Source organism: Flavobacterium sp. IMCC34852 (genome assembly GCF_030643905.1).
Classification (GTDB): Bacteria; Bacteroidota; Bacteroidia; order Flavobacteriales; family Flavobacteriaceae; genus Flavobacterium; species Flavobacterium rivulicola.
Genome location: NZ_CP121446.1, coordinates 2,506,059 through 2,522,654 on the forward strand (window position 1 = coordinate 2,506,059; position 16,596 = coordinate 2,522,654).

16 protein-coding genes and 1 pseudogene are annotated in these 16,596 nt (G+C 32.7%); 14 read left to right on the top strand and 3 right to left on the bottom strand.

The window, feature by feature from the left end; translation table 11 throughout:
• Nucleotides 1-5 precede the first annotated feature (5 nt).
• Entirely contained in the window at nucleotides 6-401 is a 396-nt protein-coding gene (locus P7V56_RS10835; RefSeq protein ID WP_171221835.1) for a DUF5675 family protein, read from the bottom strand.
• Nucleotides 401-1,159 carry a hypothetical protein gene (locus P7V56_RS10840; protein WP_171221836.1) on the bottom strand — a complete coding sequence of 253 codons (759 nt, stop codon included), beginning with the start codon at nucleotides 1,157-1,159 and terminating at the stop codon, nucleotides 401-403. The genes P7V56_RS10835 and P7V56_RS10840 overlap by 1 nt, the downstream gene beginning before the upstream one ends.
• A 965-nt stretch (nucleotides 1,160-2,124) precedes the next feature.
• Between P7V56_RS10840 and P7V56_RS10850 the strand changes: the two genes are divergently transcribed.
• The gene (locus P7V56_RS10850; protein WP_171222005.1) at nucleotides 2,125-3,375 is read left to right on the top strand and encodes a site-specific integrase; all 1,251 of its coding nucleotides are present in this window, start codon (nucleotides 2,125-2,127) and stop codon (nucleotides 3,373-3,375) included.
• Nucleotides 3,376-3,389: 14 nt separating this feature from the next.
• Here P7V56_RS10850 and P7V56_RS10855 read toward each other — a convergent pair whose 3' ends face one another.
• The gene (locus tag P7V56_RS10855) at nucleotides 3,390-3,824 is read right to left on the bottom strand and encodes an RrF2 family transcriptional regulator (protein WP_171221837.1); all 435 of its coding nucleotides are present in this window, start codon (nucleotides 3,822-3,824) and stop codon (nucleotides 3,390-3,392) included.
• Nucleotides 3,825-4,083: 259 nt separating this feature from the next.
• Between P7V56_RS10855 and P7V56_RS10860 the strand changes: the two genes are divergently transcribed.
• The 13 genes and pseudogenes from P7V56_RS10860 (at nucleotide 4,084) to P7V56_RS10915 (ending at nucleotide 15,879) form a co-directional block, all read left to right on the top strand.
• Nucleotides 4,084-4,428, top strand: coding sequence for a c-type cytochrome (locus P7V56_RS10860; protein WP_304986223.1), 345 nt, complete (start codon nucleotides 4,084-4,086; stop codon nucleotides 4,426-4,428).
• A gap of 10 nt (nucleotides 4,429-4,438) precedes the next feature.
• Entirely contained in the window at nucleotides 4,439-5,779 is a 1,341-nt protein-coding gene (locus P7V56_RS10865) for a cbb3-type cytochrome c oxidase subunit I (protein WP_171221839.1), read from the top strand.
• A 13-nt stretch (nucleotides 5,780-5,792) separates the two neighbouring features.
• Nucleotides 5,793-7,223 carry a copper-containing nitrite reductase gene (nirK, locus tag P7V56_RS10870; RefSeq protein WP_171221840.1) on the top strand — a complete coding sequence of 477 codons (1,431 nt, stop codon included), beginning with the start codon at nucleotides 5,793-5,795 and terminating at the stop codon, nucleotides 7,221-7,223.
• Between the two features lie 10 nt (nucleotides 7,224-7,233).
• Nucleotides 7,234-8,082, top strand: a complete 849-nt coding sequence (locus P7V56_RS10875; RefSeq protein ID WP_171221841.1) for a formylglycine-generating enzyme family protein — start codon at nucleotides 7,234-7,236, stop codon at nucleotides 8,080-8,082.
• Complete coding sequence (locus tag P7V56_RS10880) at nucleotides 8,079-8,657, top strand: SCO family protein (protein WP_171221842.1); 579 nt, start codon at nucleotides 8,079-8,081, stop codon at nucleotides 8,655-8,657. Before P7V56_RS10875 ends, P7V56_RS10880 begins: the two co-directional genes overlap by 4 nt.
• A gap of 4 nt (nucleotides 8,658-8,661) precedes the next feature.
• Nucleotides 8,662-9,924, top strand: coding sequence for an alginate export family protein (locus P7V56_RS10885; RefSeq protein WP_171221843.1), 1,263 nt, complete (start codon nucleotides 8,662-8,664; stop codon nucleotides 9,922-9,924).
• A gap of 11 nt (nucleotides 9,925-9,935) precedes the next feature.
• Nucleotides 9,936-10,715 (top strand): CbbQ/NirQ/NorQ/GpvN family protein, encoded by a 780-nt coding sequence (locus P7V56_RS10890; RefSeq protein ID WP_171221844.1) that lies wholly within the window; start codon nucleotides 9,936-9,938, stop codon nucleotides 10,713-10,715.
• 20 nt (nucleotides 10,716-10,735) lie between these two features.
• Complete coding sequence (locus P7V56_RS10895) at nucleotides 10,736-12,475, top strand: nitric oxide reductase activation protein NorD (RefSeq protein WP_171221845.1); 1,740 nt, start codon at nucleotides 10,736-10,738, stop codon at nucleotides 12,473-12,475.
• Between the two features lies 1 nt (nucleotide 12,476).
• The gene (locus P7V56_RS10900; RefSeq protein ID WP_171221846.1) at nucleotides 12,477-13,445 is read left to right on the top strand and encodes a PAS domain-containing protein; all 969 of its coding nucleotides are present in this window, start codon (nucleotides 12,477-12,479) and stop codon (nucleotides 13,443-13,445) included.
• Nucleotides 13,436-14,011 (top strand): cytochrome c oxidase subunit 3, encoded by a 576-nt coding sequence (locus tag P7V56_RS10905; protein ID WP_171221847.1) that lies wholly within the window; start codon nucleotides 13,436-13,438, stop codon nucleotides 14,009-14,011. Before P7V56_RS10900 ends, P7V56_RS10905 begins: the two co-directional genes overlap by 10 nt.
• Nucleotides 14,012-14,013: 2 nt before the next feature.
• A complete protein-coding gene (locus P7V56_RS13750; protein ID WP_112112160.1) occupies nucleotides 14,014-14,253 on the top strand; it encodes a cytochrome C oxidase subunit IV family protein in 240 nt (79 codons plus the stop codon).
• A 71-nt stretch (nucleotides 14,254-14,324) separates the two neighbouring features.
• On the top strand, nucleotides 14,325-14,453 hold the full coding sequence (locus tag P7V56_RS10910; RefSeq protein WP_262887771.1) for a hypothetical protein: 129 nt from the start codon (nucleotides 14,325-14,327) through the stop codon (nucleotides 14,451-14,453).
• Nucleotides 14,454-14,504: 51 nt separating this feature from the next.
• Nucleotides 14,505-15,879 (top strand): annotated as a pseudogene (locus tag P7V56_RS10915) (IS3 family transposase).
• Nucleotides 15,880-16,596: the final 717 nt, after the last annotated feature.

Genomic DNA, 16,596 nt, shown 5'->3' on the forward strand with positions numbered 1-16,596 from the left:
TATTTTTAAGATTGGATAATTAATTCAACACTTTCTTTATTGTCCAAAGCTTTGTAAACAAAGTCTTTTAGCTTCGTAAAAGCTTTTCTCGAGATTAAACCTAAGCCAGGTCCAGAAAGTTTAGTAACAGGAGCAATACAGCCTTGCAATTCCTTTTGAGCATTATTGGCAGGATGAAAAAGAATGAACTTTCTATTGGGTACATCTACTATTTCCAAATGCCATTTGTATTTTGCACTGTATCGCTTTCTAATAAAATATTTCCCTTCCGGAACGCAGGAAACCTTCGTTTCGTTCATCTTCCATGGCAATTCAATTGTATTACAAATCAATTTGCCTTCGCATTCGAGTTTACCATTTGTTCCTTCAGGGAAATAAGTTCTAGTTAACCAAATAACCATTACACACCACTATCAACTTTTGCTATCGATAATGGGTTAAAAGCACCATTTTTCAACGGATACATTTGCCCATTAATCTCTTGGTAGAACTCAACACCTAAAGCCAAAAATAATGGCTTAGTTGAGTTAGCGGTAACAGCATTCACTTGATTAATTGGAGCAGTAGCAGTTCCGTCCCAAGGCAAAATTGCCGTTTCAGAAGTAGCAACCACATAGGTCTCAGCTTCAAAATCAATCTCAGCTCCACCAGAAATGATTTTGTAGTGTGTAGTTCCACTTGGAGCAGCAATCATATTCGTAGGAATAAATGATGCCAAATCCACAGTAATTTCACCAGCTACTCGGTCAATAGTTGCCACAAACGGAGCAAACAAAGTGGTACCAAGCTTACCACGAATATTAAATTCAAAACCAAATAACAATTCAGCTTCTCCATCAATCACGTTACGCAAACCACGCTCACTGACAGTATCCGCTTGAATAACTTTCACCATAGCTTGTGTCAAACGGCTCACCATTCTACCATCAGCAGAATTTAAAAGCAATGGTCTTAAAGCGGTTCTAAGCATTTTTCCTGCCTTACCAGCTCTACCAAACTCGGAACCATTCTCACGAGTTCTTTGAAACGCTGGGTCACTAGCAATTCTACTTGCATCAATTCCTCCTTTTTCTCTTGCTAAGTGCCCATCTTGCGTTTTATAAAAAGTAATATCCCCAATAGTACCTTTCAATTTAATTATGCCTTTCTGTCTAGCCATAACTTCAAAATTTTGTTAAACATTCATTTTAAAACTCCTTCATTCTTTCAATCAGTTGCAACCACATTTTGAATGATTAAAGCAAAGTTTACAAAGCATTTCACTAAAGAAAAAGTAACAAGTGTACCATATGTCCAAAATCGACACAAGTGTCTTAAATGAACATAAAAAACCAATAAATAAGTATGAAAAATTATAACTAAATTGCAAAAGATTTTCTGCACGTCAGAAGTATAGCATAGCTATATCAAAGGTATAGATAAAGTATGAAATTGAATAATCAGAGGGTATGCATCTATCCAAAGGACATACAACGAATAACAGGCAAGAGTTATCGTCAAAGTACTAGATTAATGCAAAAGATAAAAAAAGACCTCAATAAGCTCGAAAATGAGTTTCTAACGATTGAAGAGTTCTGTACATATAGTGGCATAAAATATGAACAAGTAACTCACTTGATTTTTGGTTAAATTAGAAGAAATGCTAAAAAAAAATTAAATCAAGAAAAGTACCAGTAAACACTTAAACAACTAGTTCAATTTTTAGCCTTGATACTTTAATATTCAAATATTTATCCTTATATTTGACTACTTTGAATTTAGAATAATAGTAACCTTATAAAAGAGGTGTCAGTCAAGGTGTCACTTAAATAATATGCTTTGAGAAGTATTGATTTTATTGGTGGCTTTTGTAGTAGACAAATCCCTCTTTCTCCGCTGATAATTTATCAAAATGATGTAAAACCCTTTAAACTCAACGTTTAAAGGGTTTTTTCGTTTCACCGAATAACCAAATTATTCAAGTTTTCTCAAAGTAAAGGTGCACAATCGGTGCACCTTGTAACCGAGTAAAAAAGTGCACCGAATTTTACCTCAACACCAGTAAAATAAGGGGTTCAACTAATGAACATCTTGACCTGTATTGATAATAAATGTAAATTAATTATCAACTTAAAGGTTACCAACATGAATGCAAAAATCACAGTACTTTTCTACTTAAGAAAATCAAAAGTCAATGCACAAGGGCAAATGCCGATTTATCAAAGAATAACAATTAACGGACAACGCTTGGATATTAGTTCCGGATTTTTTATTCAAGAGGATAAATGGTCTAAGGAGACAAGCAAAATCAAAGGGAATTCAGAAGAAGCTCGTATCATTAATAGTCAGCTTGAAATGATAAAAGCTCAGGTTTATGAAACTCAGAAGAAGTTATTCATGAACCAAACTGAAATTAACTTTGAGAACTTTAAAAACGAGTTCCTGGGCAAGAAGGAACGTGAACGTATGCTCATCCCTATCTTCGTGGAGCACAATCGCAAAATTAAAGAATTGGTCGGCCATGAATATGCTGCCGGAACTTTGGAGCGATATGAAACTTCATTAAAGCACACTAAAGAATTTCTGTTTTGGAAATACAACATCTCAGATATCAATATCGACAAGATAGACCATGCATTTATTACTGAATATGAGTTTTATTTACGAAGTGTTAGAAAATGTGCAAACAATACCGCTGTTAAATACATCAAGAACTTCCATAAAATAATAAACCAATGTTTGGCTAATGGATGGCTGCAAAAGGACCCATTTGTCAATTATAAAGCCAAAATTAAAGAAGTCGTTCGAGAGTTTCTAACCGAAAAAGAATTAGAGGAAATCATCAATAAACAATTTACAACTGAGCGGTTGGAACTTGTCCGCGACATATTCATTTTCTCCTGCTTCACCAGCCTTGCCTATATCGATGTGCAGCAGCTTACTACAGACAACATCGCCTTGGGAATAGATGGCGATAAGTGGATATTCAAAAACCGTCAAAAAACGGATACCGCTTCAAAAATTCCATTGCTGCCAACAGCACAGAAAATAATATCCAAATACGAGAATCATCCGATTTGTGTTAATGAAAACAGATTACTACCTATTTTAAGCAACCAAAAAATGAACGCCTACCTAAAGGAAATAGCTGATGTATGCGGTATTAAAAAAGACTTAACCTTTCACATTGCCCGACATACTTTTGCGACAACAGTAACGTTGTCTAACGGTGTACCGTTGGAAACCGTCAGTAAAATGTTAGGGCACACCAATTTGAAAACTACCCAACATTATGCTAAAATTCTAGATAAGAAAATTAGTGAAGACATGATAGTATTAAAAGATAAATTCTCTCTCTTTAAGAACATAAACAAAACAGCAAATAATATTTCTTAATTAATATTTCTTAATTAATATTTCAAAAAAGTTTGCCCTTTTTTTATACCTAACGATAATTCTTCAAGGTTTGTGTTTTCTAGCATGTAAATTAAATCTTTTTTTACAAATTTAAATTTTTCATGAACTGGACAGGGATGATCTTCAGAACAATTGCTTAACCCTAAACCACATCTTAAAAAAACGGAATCACCATCAATCGCATTAACAATATTAACTAGCTTAATGCTTTTTAGTTCATCTTTTAAAATCATAAAACCTCCACCAACTCCTTTACTAGATTTAACAATATTGTTTTTAACTAAAACTTGTAAAATTTTTGCAGTAAAGGCAATTGGAGAATCAATTTCTTTAGCAATTTCTTTCAAGCCCACTTTTCGTTCTTTACAACAATTTGTTGCAATAAAAATGGCTGCTCTAATAGCATACTCACAACTCTTTGAAAACATCTTTTTTCTTCAAAAATATTAAATTAGCATCATAAAAGACAATTTTATCTTTTATTTAACAGTTATGATTTTTATCATGCTTTATAAGAACATCTATTCGGAATTTTGTTAAGAATTAATAAAGGACATTATTATCTTTTATCAAATTAATTAACTAAAACTAAAATTTATGCTATCAAAATCACAAGCAAGGGCATTTTTTCTAGGTGGAACCGTGGTAACATTCTTAGTCTTTATTGGGCTAACTATCTACTCCTTCATGCCAAAAAATGACCAAACCAACTATGGCAAAATTGATGCTCAAGTTGTAAAAGGGAAGGAAATTTGGGAATCCAACAATTGTATGGGTTGCCACACTATTCTTGGAGAAGGAGCTTATTATGCTCCTGAATTAACAAAAGTTATAGACCGAAGAGGAGATGCTTATGTAAAAGCAGTTCTAATGTCTAAAGAACCTTGGCAACCTAGAGGTAGAAAAATGGTTGCTTATGCAATGTCCGATGAAGAAGCAGAAGCTGTAATTGCTTACTTTAAATGGATTGGAAAAATCGATTTGAATGGATTCGACAGAATAGTTTCTCCATTAGCAAAAGACAAACAATAAATTTAATATTATGAAATATAAATCACAAAAAATAGCTTATTGGTTTTTTGCCTTATGTATGTTATTATTTTCATTACAAATAATATATGGCTTTATCATGGGCTTTGATAGAATTGGATTGCAAGGACTGCATGACATCATTCCATTTAATACTGCTAGAGCAGTACACACTAATTTATTAGTAGTTTGGTTACTAACAGGTTTTATGGGAGCTGCTTATTACATCATTCCTGAAGAAGCACAACGAGAATTGATAAGCGTAAAATGGGCTTATATACAGCTTATTTCATTAGCTATTGTAGGTGTTGTAGCCGTAATTGGTTTTCACTTCAACCTTTGGGAAGGAAGAAAATTTCTTGAAATTCCTAGAGAATTAGACTTTCTAGTTGTTGTAAATGTATTATTGTTTTTAGGACTTATTTTAGGAACTCTATTCAAAGGAAAACGCAAAACAACAACTGCCTTGGTTTTATCAATGGGATTATTATTTGCAGCATTGCTATACTTGCCTGGAATGATTTGGTTTGATAGCCAAGTAATGGATTCATTCTTCCGTTGGTGGGTTGTTCACCTATGGGTTGAAGGTGTTTGGGAATTAATAATGGGTGGTATTTTATCATATTTATTAATAAAACTAACGGGAGTTGACAGAGAAGTTATTGAAAAATGGTTGTATGTAATCATTGGTTTAACTTTCCTTTCAGGAGTTTTAGGAACTGGACATCACTACTATTATATTGGTGTTAACAAAATTTGGTTAATCGTAGGTGGAATATTCTCTGCATTGGAACCATTAGCATTCCTTGCAATGGCATTATTTGCAGTTAATATGTATAGAAAAGGAGAAAAAAGCCACCCAAACAAAATTGCATTATTCTGGACTATTGGTTCAGCAATTGTATCTTTTATTGGTGCAGGATTATTAGGATTTGCTCATACATTACCACAAACAAATTTATACACACACGGAACATTAGTCACTGCAATGCATGGTCACTATGCTTTTTGGGGTGCTTATGCAATGATTGTTTTAGCAATTATTAGTTATGCTTTGCCAAACTTAACTGGCAGAAAACGCTACAATAGCGTACAAGGAAATGCTGCATTTTGGCTGTCAAATATTGGAATCCTTGGAATGACTGTTGCATTTGGTGTTGCTGGTGTTGCTCAAGTATATATGGAGCGCAAACTAAAAATGGAGTTTATGGAGGTTCAAAAAGAAACTGAAATTCATTTTGTTGTGTTACTTATTTGCGCAACAATGTTTACAGTTGGTATAAGTCTATTTATATATGATTTTATTAAATATGGCAAACCAACAGATGAAGCTTTAGAAATAGAAAATAATTAAAAAATTAAAAGAAATGAAAAAAATATTTATCCTAATTTTTGCTTCAGTTACATTTATCGGATGCAAACAAAATGATGAATACAAAAAAGTAGATGCATCACAAATAAAAGTTGAAGGAAGTATGAATGCCGAATTAACAGCTCCGCCATTTGTGCCAAAACCAGTTGGAGATAGACCTGCCAAAAAACTAATTGTCAATATGGAAATTATTGAGAAAGAAGGCGAAATGGCAGATGGAGTAAAATATGTTTATTGGACCTTTGGAGGTTCTGTACCTGGAAGTTTTATCAGAACTCGAATTGGTGATGAAGTGGAGTTTCATTTAAAAAACCATCCTGATAATAAACTGCCTCACAATATTGATTTACATGCAGTAACTGGCCCTGGTGGTGGCGCAAAGTCCTCATTTGTTGCTCCTGGACATGAAGTAACCTTTTCTTTTAAGGTATTGAATCAAGGATTGTATGTTTACCATTGTGCAACTGCACCTGTAGGTATGCATATTGCTAATGGAATGTATGGGCTTATCTTGGTTGAACCAGAAGGTGGTTTGCCTCCTGTAGATAAAGAATACTACGTTATGCAAGGTGATTTTTATACTAAAGGTGCTAACGGAGAAAAAGGACTACAACCTTTTGATATGGCAAAAGCCGTTAAAGAAGAACCAGATTATGTAGTATTTAATGGGAAAACAGGTTCGTTAACTGGTGATAATGCACTTACAGCTAAAGTTGGTGAAACTATTCGTCTATTTGTTGGAAATGGTGGTCCTAATTTAGTATCTTCATTCCATGTTATTGGAGAAATTTTTGACAATGTTCATGTAGAAGGTGGTTCACTCGTAAATCATGATGTACAAACAACGCTTGTTCCTGCTGGTGGAGCTGCAATTGTTGACTTTAAAGTTGATGTTCCTGGATCATTAGTGATAGTAGACCATTCTATTTTTAGAACTTTTAACAAAGGTAGTTTAGGTTTAATAAATGTTAGTGGAGACGAAAACAAAACGATTTATTCAGGAACTCAATCGGATGAAGTTTATCATCCTGAAGGAGGTACCATTCAAACCATGCCAAATGAAACAAGCGCTAAAGCTCCAAAAGCAGTAACTCTTGTTGAACGAATTGCTGAGGGAAAATCAATTTATGCCAAAACATGTTTTGCCTGTCATCAAGCAACTGGTGAAGGTTTGCCGAATGCATTTCCTCCTTTAGCCAAGTCTGATTACTTAAATGCTGATGTGAATAGAGCCATCGAAATTGTACTTAAAGGAAAAACGGGCGAAATTGTTGTAAATGGTAAAAAATACAACAGTGTGATGACTGCTCAAACGCTTACTGACGATGAAATTGCCAATGTGTTAACCTATGTTTATAGTACTTGGGGCAATTCTAAAAAAGAAGTTACACCAGCAATGGTTAAAGCTGTTAGAAGTAAAAAATAATTTGTTTAACATGAAAAAGTTATGTTTTCTGTTTGTCGTAATTGTGTTTGTTTCTTGTTCTAAAGACAAGGATTTGAATACTCTAGATAATATAACTATTCCATCAGTTTCTACTCCAAATGACGTTTCTTTTGGAGTGGAAACACCGATGGTTTCTATAAAAGGCGGAAAATATGTTCCTCTTTACGGAAAAAAAAATAAAGCTGTAGAAGTAAGTGATTTACTTATGGATGTCTATCCTGTTTCAAACGAAAACTTTTTAGCTTTTGTAAAACAAAACAAAAGATGGAGAAAATCCGAAGTAAAAAAACTTTTTGCAGATGATAATTATCTAAATAATTGGAAAAACGATACAATTTTAACAACAGATATGAAACCAAAGAGTCCAGTTACAAACGTTTCTTGGTATGCGGCAAATGCTTATTGCGAATGTCAAGGTAAACGACTTGCAACCGTTGACGAATGGGAATTTGTAGCTATGGCAAATCAAGAAATGGCAGATGCTCGAAAAATAAAAACATACAATCAATATATTTTAGACTGGTACGAAAAACCAAAAACGTTTAACAATGAAATTGGAAAAACCTTCAAAAACTATTATGGTGTATATGATTTACACGGTTTAGTTTGGGAATGGACTTCCGATTTTAATTCAATTTTATTAACTGGTGAATCCCGGAGTGATGTCACTACAGATAAAGATTTATTCTGTGGAAGTGGTTCACTAAATGCTTCCGATTTAATGAATTATGCTGCGTTCATTAGATATGCTTTCCGAGGAAGTGTAAAAGCAAATTATGCAGTGAAAAATTTAGGTTTTAGATGTGTCAAAGACACTTTAAATACAAAAAAACCATGAAAAAAATAATCCTTTTTTTTATAGCAATATTACTTTTTAGCTGTAAAAAAACAACAACAGAGCCAAAAAATAATTCCATATCTCAAGAATCTATTTACAACTTAACTAGCAAATGGAAAACTCAAGATAACAAAACCATAGAGCTAAAAGATTTAAAAGGAAAAGTGACCGTAATGGTAATGATTTATACCAGTTGCAAAGCCGCTTGTCCAAGATTAGTAGCAGATATGCGCGATATTGAATCTAAAATGCCCAAAGACAAACTATCCGATTTAAACTTTGTTTTAGTAAGTATCGATCCCGAAGTTGACACGCCAGAAAGATTAAAAGCTTTTGCGAAAGCTAACTATATGTATGCGCCACATTGGACTTTTCTTCAAGGAACAAAATCTACAGTTCAAGAATTTGCTAATGTGCTAGCTGTAAAATACAAACAAATTGCTCCTATGGATTTTTCTCATTCTAATATTATCAGTGTTTTTAATAAAGATGGAGAATTGTTGCATCAGCAAGAAGGTTTGGGTGTAAACAACAAAGAAACTGTTGATAAAATAATTGAAACCGTTAACAACTAACAAAATGACAAAATATATTTATACCGCAGTTATTGCCTTATTATCAACAGTAACTATTTCTGCACAACAATTTGACATCAATGCCGATTTGCGTGCAAGATTTGAAAACAGAAACGGTTATGGAACCTTAAAACCAGACACCGAAAAAGCCACTTCTTTTATATCTCAAAGAACTCGATTAGTCTTTGATTACTCTTTTAAAAACATCAAATTACGAGTTTCTCCACAAAATGTAAAAACTTGGGGCGATGTAGCAACTAATTCAAAAACAGATGCAAACAGTGCCTTTCATGAAGCGTATGGAGAAATAAAAATGAATGAAAAATTGTCATTCAAATTAGGAAGACAAGAAATTAATTATGACGACGCTCGTATTTTTGGAAATGTTGATTGGGCTATGCAAGCTAGAAGTCATGATGCGTTTTTATTAAAATTCAATCCAAACACCAAAAATCAAATTCATTTTGGTTTGGCATTAAATGCAAATAAAGAAACTAATTTTTATGAAAATTATACTATTCCGCAATACAAATCATTGCAATATCTTTGGTATCATACCGATTTTGATAAAATAAATTTAAGCGTTTTAGCATTAAATAATGGAATGCCTTATCTTGTTGGAACGGAAGAAAAAGTAGATTATAGTCAAACTATTGGTTCAAGATTGGTTTTCAAAAATGGTGCTCTTTCTATTGATGGCGCAGCTTATTTGCAAACAGGAAAAATTGCCGACAATTCAGTAAATGCTACTTATTTTTCAGCAAGCATCAATTATAAAGCAACCACAAATTTCAATACCAGCGTTGGTTTTGAAATGCTTTCTGGAAAAGATCAAAACGACACTTCAACCGATGTAAAATCGTTTAATCCATTGTATGGAACCAACCATAAATTCAATGGCTACATGGATTATTTTTATGTTGGAAATCATACAAATTCCGTTGGATTAACAGATGTTTATGCAACATTAGGTTATGAAAAAAACAAATTTTCAGCAAAATTAACACCTCATTATTTTGCTTCAGCAGCTTCAATTTATAGCGCTGGAGAAAAACAAGACAATTATCTAGGCACTGAATTAGATTTTACATTAGGGTATAAAATGTATGATAATGTGACTTTCGATGCTGGATTTTCACAAATGTTTGCCTCTTCATCAATGGAAGTTTTAAAAGCGGGAAATAAAAATGCTGGTAACAATTGGGCATTTATTTCCATAAAAATTAATCCCAATTTATTTTCAAATAAAGTCGAAGCAAAACTATAATTCTCCTTCAAATGACACAAACTATTCCATATTATCATGCTATCGGAAAGGAAGAAGAAATTTTTTCTCACACCTATTCCAATAAAATTCCGTTACTCCTAAAAGGGCCAACCGGAACTGGAAAATCTCGATTTATCGAATACATGGCGCATAAATTGGAAAAAAAACTCATCACCATTGCCTGTCATGAAGAGACTTCTTCAACCGATTTAATTGGAAGATATATCATAAAAGGAGCCGAAACTATTTGGGTTGACGGACCAATGACCACAGCCGTAAAAGAAGGCGCAATTATTTATTTAGATGAAATTGCAGAAGCAAGACCTGATGTTATTGTTGCTATCCACTCACTTACTGATCATCGTAGAGAGTTGTTTATTGATAAATTAGGAATTACTGTAAAAGCACATGAAGATTTTATGCTTGTTGCCTCTTTTAATCCTGGTTATCAACGTGGTTTTAAAGAGTTAAAACCTTCAACAAAACAACGTTTCTCGGCGCTTTCGTTCAATTATCCTGAAACCAAACAAGAAATAGAAATTCTTATTAACGAAACTGGAATTGATGCTGAAAATGCTAAAAAACTAGTTGCGATTGGTTCAAAAATAAGAAATCTAACCGAACTTGGATTAACCGAAACTGTTTCGACACGACTATTGGTTAATGCGGCAACGCTAATTAAAAGCGGATTACCCAAACGCCTTTCTACTCACATTGCAATAGTGGAGCCATTAACCGACGATTTGCAAACCGTTCAGTCATTGAAAGATTTGTGTAATTTGATGATATAATCAGCCATAAAAACTTAATAATGGATATAGACGAGCTACTTTTTGGAACCGTTTCTAAATATTTCAAAAAAAGAAATAAGAATAAAATTCTGTTAGATAATAATGCTATTTTCTTAAAGGATATTAAACCTCGTTTGACCATTTTAGCAAGAGCAATTACAGGAAATGCCATTGAACTTTTTCCTGCTGAACGAGAAGGTGGTTATAAAAATAACAATTTTTTTCTTCCTATTTATTTTAATGAATTTGCTACAAAAGAAGCCAATTTAGGTTTTTATTTTTTTAGAATATTATTTCTAAGTGTTCAATCTGAATTAAAAATAAATTTAACATTAGATGAAGTTTTGTCTGAACAAAATAAGAAGGATATTTTAACCTTATTGTTTCAAAAATATCCCAATTCAAAAGTTATTTATCAAAACTTAAAATCGCATTTTGAAGCTAAAACAACTCCAAAAAACACAGCCGATTATTCATGGATTTATGGCAAGTTGATGCAAAATGATAATGAAGAAAACACTCAAACAACAATAGAAAATTTTTCGGATTTAGTAAAAAAATCTAATTCAGAACAAATTACTACAACATTGCAAGCAAAAGCTGTTGAAGAAATAACTACCGTTGAAATAGATAAAAAACAACAAGAAGATTATGTATTGCTTCATAGCTTTGAGAAAGTAGAAACTGCCGAAGAGTTCAATGGAAACTGGCGTGATTTTGATGGTTCCGACGATTTAGAAAAACACGAAAACGCTATTGAAGATCTTAATATGAAATTCACTGTTCGTGTTGACGATACTGCTCATTCTGTTTATCAAGCGGAATTTACTGAAAACACTTCAATCTCTGAAAGTGCCGAAATCGATTCTAATGGTTTTCATTTAACTTATGACGAATGGGATTTCGAAAAAAGAAAATACAAAGACCATTTCTGTAAAGTATATCCAAAAATTCAACTAAAAATAGATTCCAAATACTATCAAAATACAATATTAAAGAACAATTCAACACTATTAAATTTAAGAAAAATTTTGACCAATTTGAACAACAAAATGCAACAGCAAAAACGTCAAACCCAAGGCGAAGAATTTGATATTGATGCTATTACAGATTTATACGTAGATGTTCATTCGAAAAAAACACCTTCCGATAAAATTTATCTTTCCAACCGGAAAAAAGAAAAAAATTTGTCCATTTTATTACTCTTAGACATTAGTTTATCAAGTGATAGTTATGCAGCTGGAAACCGAGTAATTGATGTTGAAAAACAAGTTTCTATTTTGTTTGGCGAAATATTAAACGAATTCAATATCGACTTTTCAATTGATAGTTTTTACTCCAAAACACGAAATTTTTCGACCTATTTAACTGTTAAAGATTTTGATGAAAATTGGGCTATTGCCAAAAATAAAGTAGGTGCAATTGAACCATCTGGCTATACAAGAATTGGTGCTGCATTGCGTCATGCAGGCGCAAGATTAGACACTCGAAATACCAAAAATAAATGGATCATTCTAATTTCTGATGGTAAACCAAACGACTATGATAAGTATGAAGGCAAATATGGAATTAACGATGTGAAACAAGCCTTACGAGAATTAAATCAAAGAGATATTAGTTCCTATGCCTTGGCAATTGAAGCACAAGCTAAATATTATTTACCTCAAATGTTTGGACAAAATCACTATCAAATTCTAACAACACCAACAGAATTACTACAATCAATGGTAAAGTTGTACGAAAAAATAAAACAAAATTAAAATGACATCAGAATTCCAAAATAAAAAATTAGAAAAAGGACATCCAATTCAAAATTATTTAGATGAAACACTTCTAATTCATTCTATTACAGATGACCTTATTCACGTTGACATCAATAATGACTTTCAGAAGTTTTATAATTTATTCAACCAACTGGCAACAATTGAAAAGCGTTTTGAACGTAAAGAAAATCAACTTTTCCCATTTCTTGAACAAAAAGATTGGACTGGACCATCACGAAATATGTGGTCTTTTCATGATATTATTAGACAAATCTTTAGAATTGTTAGACAAAACATTGAAGACAAAAATTTGATTTCAGCAAAACACAATACCGAATTAGCAATACAAAACATAAATAGATTATTGGAAGTGGAAGAAATCGTTTTATTTCTTAATGCATTAGAAATTTTATCTGATGATGACTGGAAGTTAATGCGAAGAGGGGAAGATGAAATTGGTTGGATGTTAGCCGATGTTCCACCAAACTATCCAAACGAACCTGAGTACATTCATCCATCACAAGATACTGAAAGAAGAACTGAAGTCGTTTTTGATGAAAAAGCAGCACATTATGATGAAGGATATATGACTGTAGAACAAGCAAACTTACTTTTTAAAACTTTACCTATTGATTTAACCTATGTAGATGAAAATGATAAGGTGATTTTTTATAACCGAGGTGAAGAAAGAGTTTTCCCAAGAAGTGCTGGGATTATTGGAAGAGAAGTTCGCTTTTGTCACCCACCAAAAAGTGTTGATACTGTTTTAAAAATTTTAGAAGCTTTCAGAAAAGGAGAACAAAACGAAGCTTCTTTTTGGATAAACTATAAAGATCGATTAATATACATCCGTTATTTTGCTGTGCGAAATTCAGAAAAAGAATATAAAGGAGTCATTGAAATGTCGCAAGACATAACTGATATTAAACAAGTTGATGGCGAAAAAAGATTATTAGAATGGAAATAAAACCCCTAAAAATAAATTACAAAAATTTTTACTATCCACCAGGAGGAATCTTGATGTTGATAATTATTTTTTTAGAGCTTTTTACCTTCGGAATGGCACTTGTTGCGTTGGCTTTTAGTTCCAAAGAGAATCCGCAACTTTTTCACGAATCTAGTTTGCATCTCAATAGAACTTTTGGAACTATTAATACATTTTTATTACTTGCAAGTGGTTTTTTTATTGCAAATGCGGTTCATAATTTCAAAGAAAATAATTTTGAAAAAGCTTCTTTTCAGTTCAAAATTACAATGGTTGGAGGTTTGCTTTTTATTGTATTAAAAAGTGTTGAATATTATATAAAAATTGAAGCTGGTTATTTGTTAGATACCAATAGTTTCTTTACATTTTATTGGCTTTTAACTGGGTTTCATATAATTCATGTTGTGGTTGGCTTGGTCATATTATTTGTTTTAAACCGAAATATTACAAAAACATCCATAGAAGATGTTGAAGCTTCTGCCGCTTTTTGGCACATGTGTGATTTGATTTGGCTATTGTTATTTCCTGTTTTATACCTTATTTTTTAACTATGAAAAAGGAACTAACATATACGTTCGCATTATTACTATTGTTGACATTTGCTACTTTTTTAATAGTCAATCTTCCCTTAGATTCTTTCATAAAAAAATGCTTAATTCTAGCACTATTTTCTGTTAAGTTTTTATTAGTTGCATTTCAGTTTATGGAACTTAAAAAAGCGCATTCTTTTTGGAAAATTTCAACAATAACAATTTTAATCATTATCAATTTAATCATAATTATTTCATAAAAAATAAAACCATGATTGAAATCATAAAATTTGATAACTAAAAAATAGCACTTTGCAAATAAATTTAAAAAATGGAAAATCACATTTATAATGTAAACTTAAAATGGGAACGTGAAAGAAAAGGACTTATCTCATCTCCCGAATTACCAACAACAATTGAAGTTGCAACTCCTGTAAATCGTCAGCAAAAAGTGTACTGATTTAGGTCAAAACTAAGAGTGTGTTTTCAAAATCCTTAAATTTGAATTATCATGAAAACACCAAAGAAACAAACTACCGAAAACTACATTAAAGAAATTCGCAGAAACACCCGAAGAATCTTTTCCTCGGAACAGAAAATCCAAATTGTTATGGAAGCCTTACGAGCTGAGATGTCTGTTGCTGAATTATGTCGCAAATATTCTATTAATGAATCGCAGTTTTACAAATGGAATAAAGAGTTTTTAGAAGCAGGAAGAAACGATTATCAGGAGATACAACAAGAGAAGCTACCAGTGATGAAGTAGCAGAACTCCGCCGTGAAAACCAACGATTAAAGGAAATGGTTGCTGATTTAGTATTGCGCTATGATATCGTAAAAAAAAGCTTGTCCATGCTGGACTCACTGTAAAAGTCAAGAGATATATGTGTCTTACAGTATCCGAAAAACAAGAGATTATTCACATGGTTACTCGTTCTGAAATTGGGGTTAATCGAACACTTCGTGAGATTGGAATCAACAAAAGTACTTTTTACAATTGGTATCACGCTTACAGTGAAAATGGTGTGGATGGATTGATTCCAACTAAACGAACTGCAAACAGGCAATGGAATAGTATTCCGCAAGAGCAGAAGAACCTAGTGGTAAGATTAGCGTTGGATTATCCCGACTTATCATCCCGTGAATTGGCCTATAAAATGACTGATGAACAACAGATTTTTATCTCCGAATCCAGTGTTTATCGCATCTTGAAAGCGAGAGGATTAATAACGGCTCCGGCTCATATTTTTCTGAGTGCAGCCGATGAATTTAAAGATAAAACAGGCTTCGTACATCAAATGTGGCAAACCGATTTTACCTACTTTAAAATCTTGGGATGGGGTTGGTATTACCTCAGTACAGTTTTGGACGATTACAGCCGATATATCGTGCACTGGGAGCTTTGTTCAACTATGAAAGCCGATGATGTAAAGCGGACGGTTGATACCGCCATTAAAAAAGCAAAATTGGTAACTAAACAAAAGCCTAAACTCTTGTCAGACAATGGCTCGTGTTACATTGCAAGCGAATTAAAATCGTATTTAAAAGACAATTATCAAATGGATCAGGTTCACGGCAGACCCAATCATCCGCAAACACAAGGAAAAATTGAACGCTATCACCGAACCATGAAAAACGTGGTAAAACTCGATAATTACTTCGCTCCAGAAGAATTAGAAGCAGCTTTAGAAAAATTTGTTTATCGTTATAATAATGAACGTTATCATGAATCATTAAACAACTTAACCCCGGCAGATGTCTATTTTGGAAGAGGAGAATTGATTTTAAAAGAACGCGAAAGATTAAAGACAATTGCGATTATGAATCGCAGAAATGAGTACCAAAAAACAAAATTGACAACAAAAAACAAAATCATTTATCTTTGAATTATTAACTAAATACTCTCTAAGGAAAAGTCCACTTTAGTTTGAAGACATACAGATAAAGTATGAAATTGAATAATCAGAGGGTATGCATCTATCCGAAGGACATACAACGAATAACAGGCAAGAGTTATCGTCAAAGTACTAGATTAATGCAAAAGATAAAAAAAGACCTCAATAAGTTCGAAAATGAGTTTCTAACTATTGAAGAGTTCTGTACATATAGTGGCATAAAATATGAACAAGTAACTCACTTGATTTTTGGTTAAAATTGAAAAATACTTCAGAAAGATTATAATCAAGATATGCACAATCAAATACTTGAACAACTTGTTCAATTTTTAGTAATGTTTATTGAATTTTAATTTGCTATATCATTGCAAATGAGTATATTTACAACTCACAAATGAAATGAATTATTTACGATTAAAAAGGGGGTAAAATCGGTTACCCAAATAAAAATTCAATTGTAACGAGCTGTTATAGAATATGTTGAAATAGGTAGTCAAATCCCTCTTTCTCCGCAAAGGAAAACCCGAAACTTTCGTTTCGGGTTTTTTAATTTTATAGCGGTGTCAAAAGCTCGCTTTTGTAAGCCGTTGTAAAATTAAAAAACCAATGCCTTTTTCAAAGGCATTAGGGTTTTCCTTTGCAAGGTTCCCCCTCAAGGGATCACCGCAAGTAATCCCGAGATTTATTGCTATGAATCACGAACTAAAG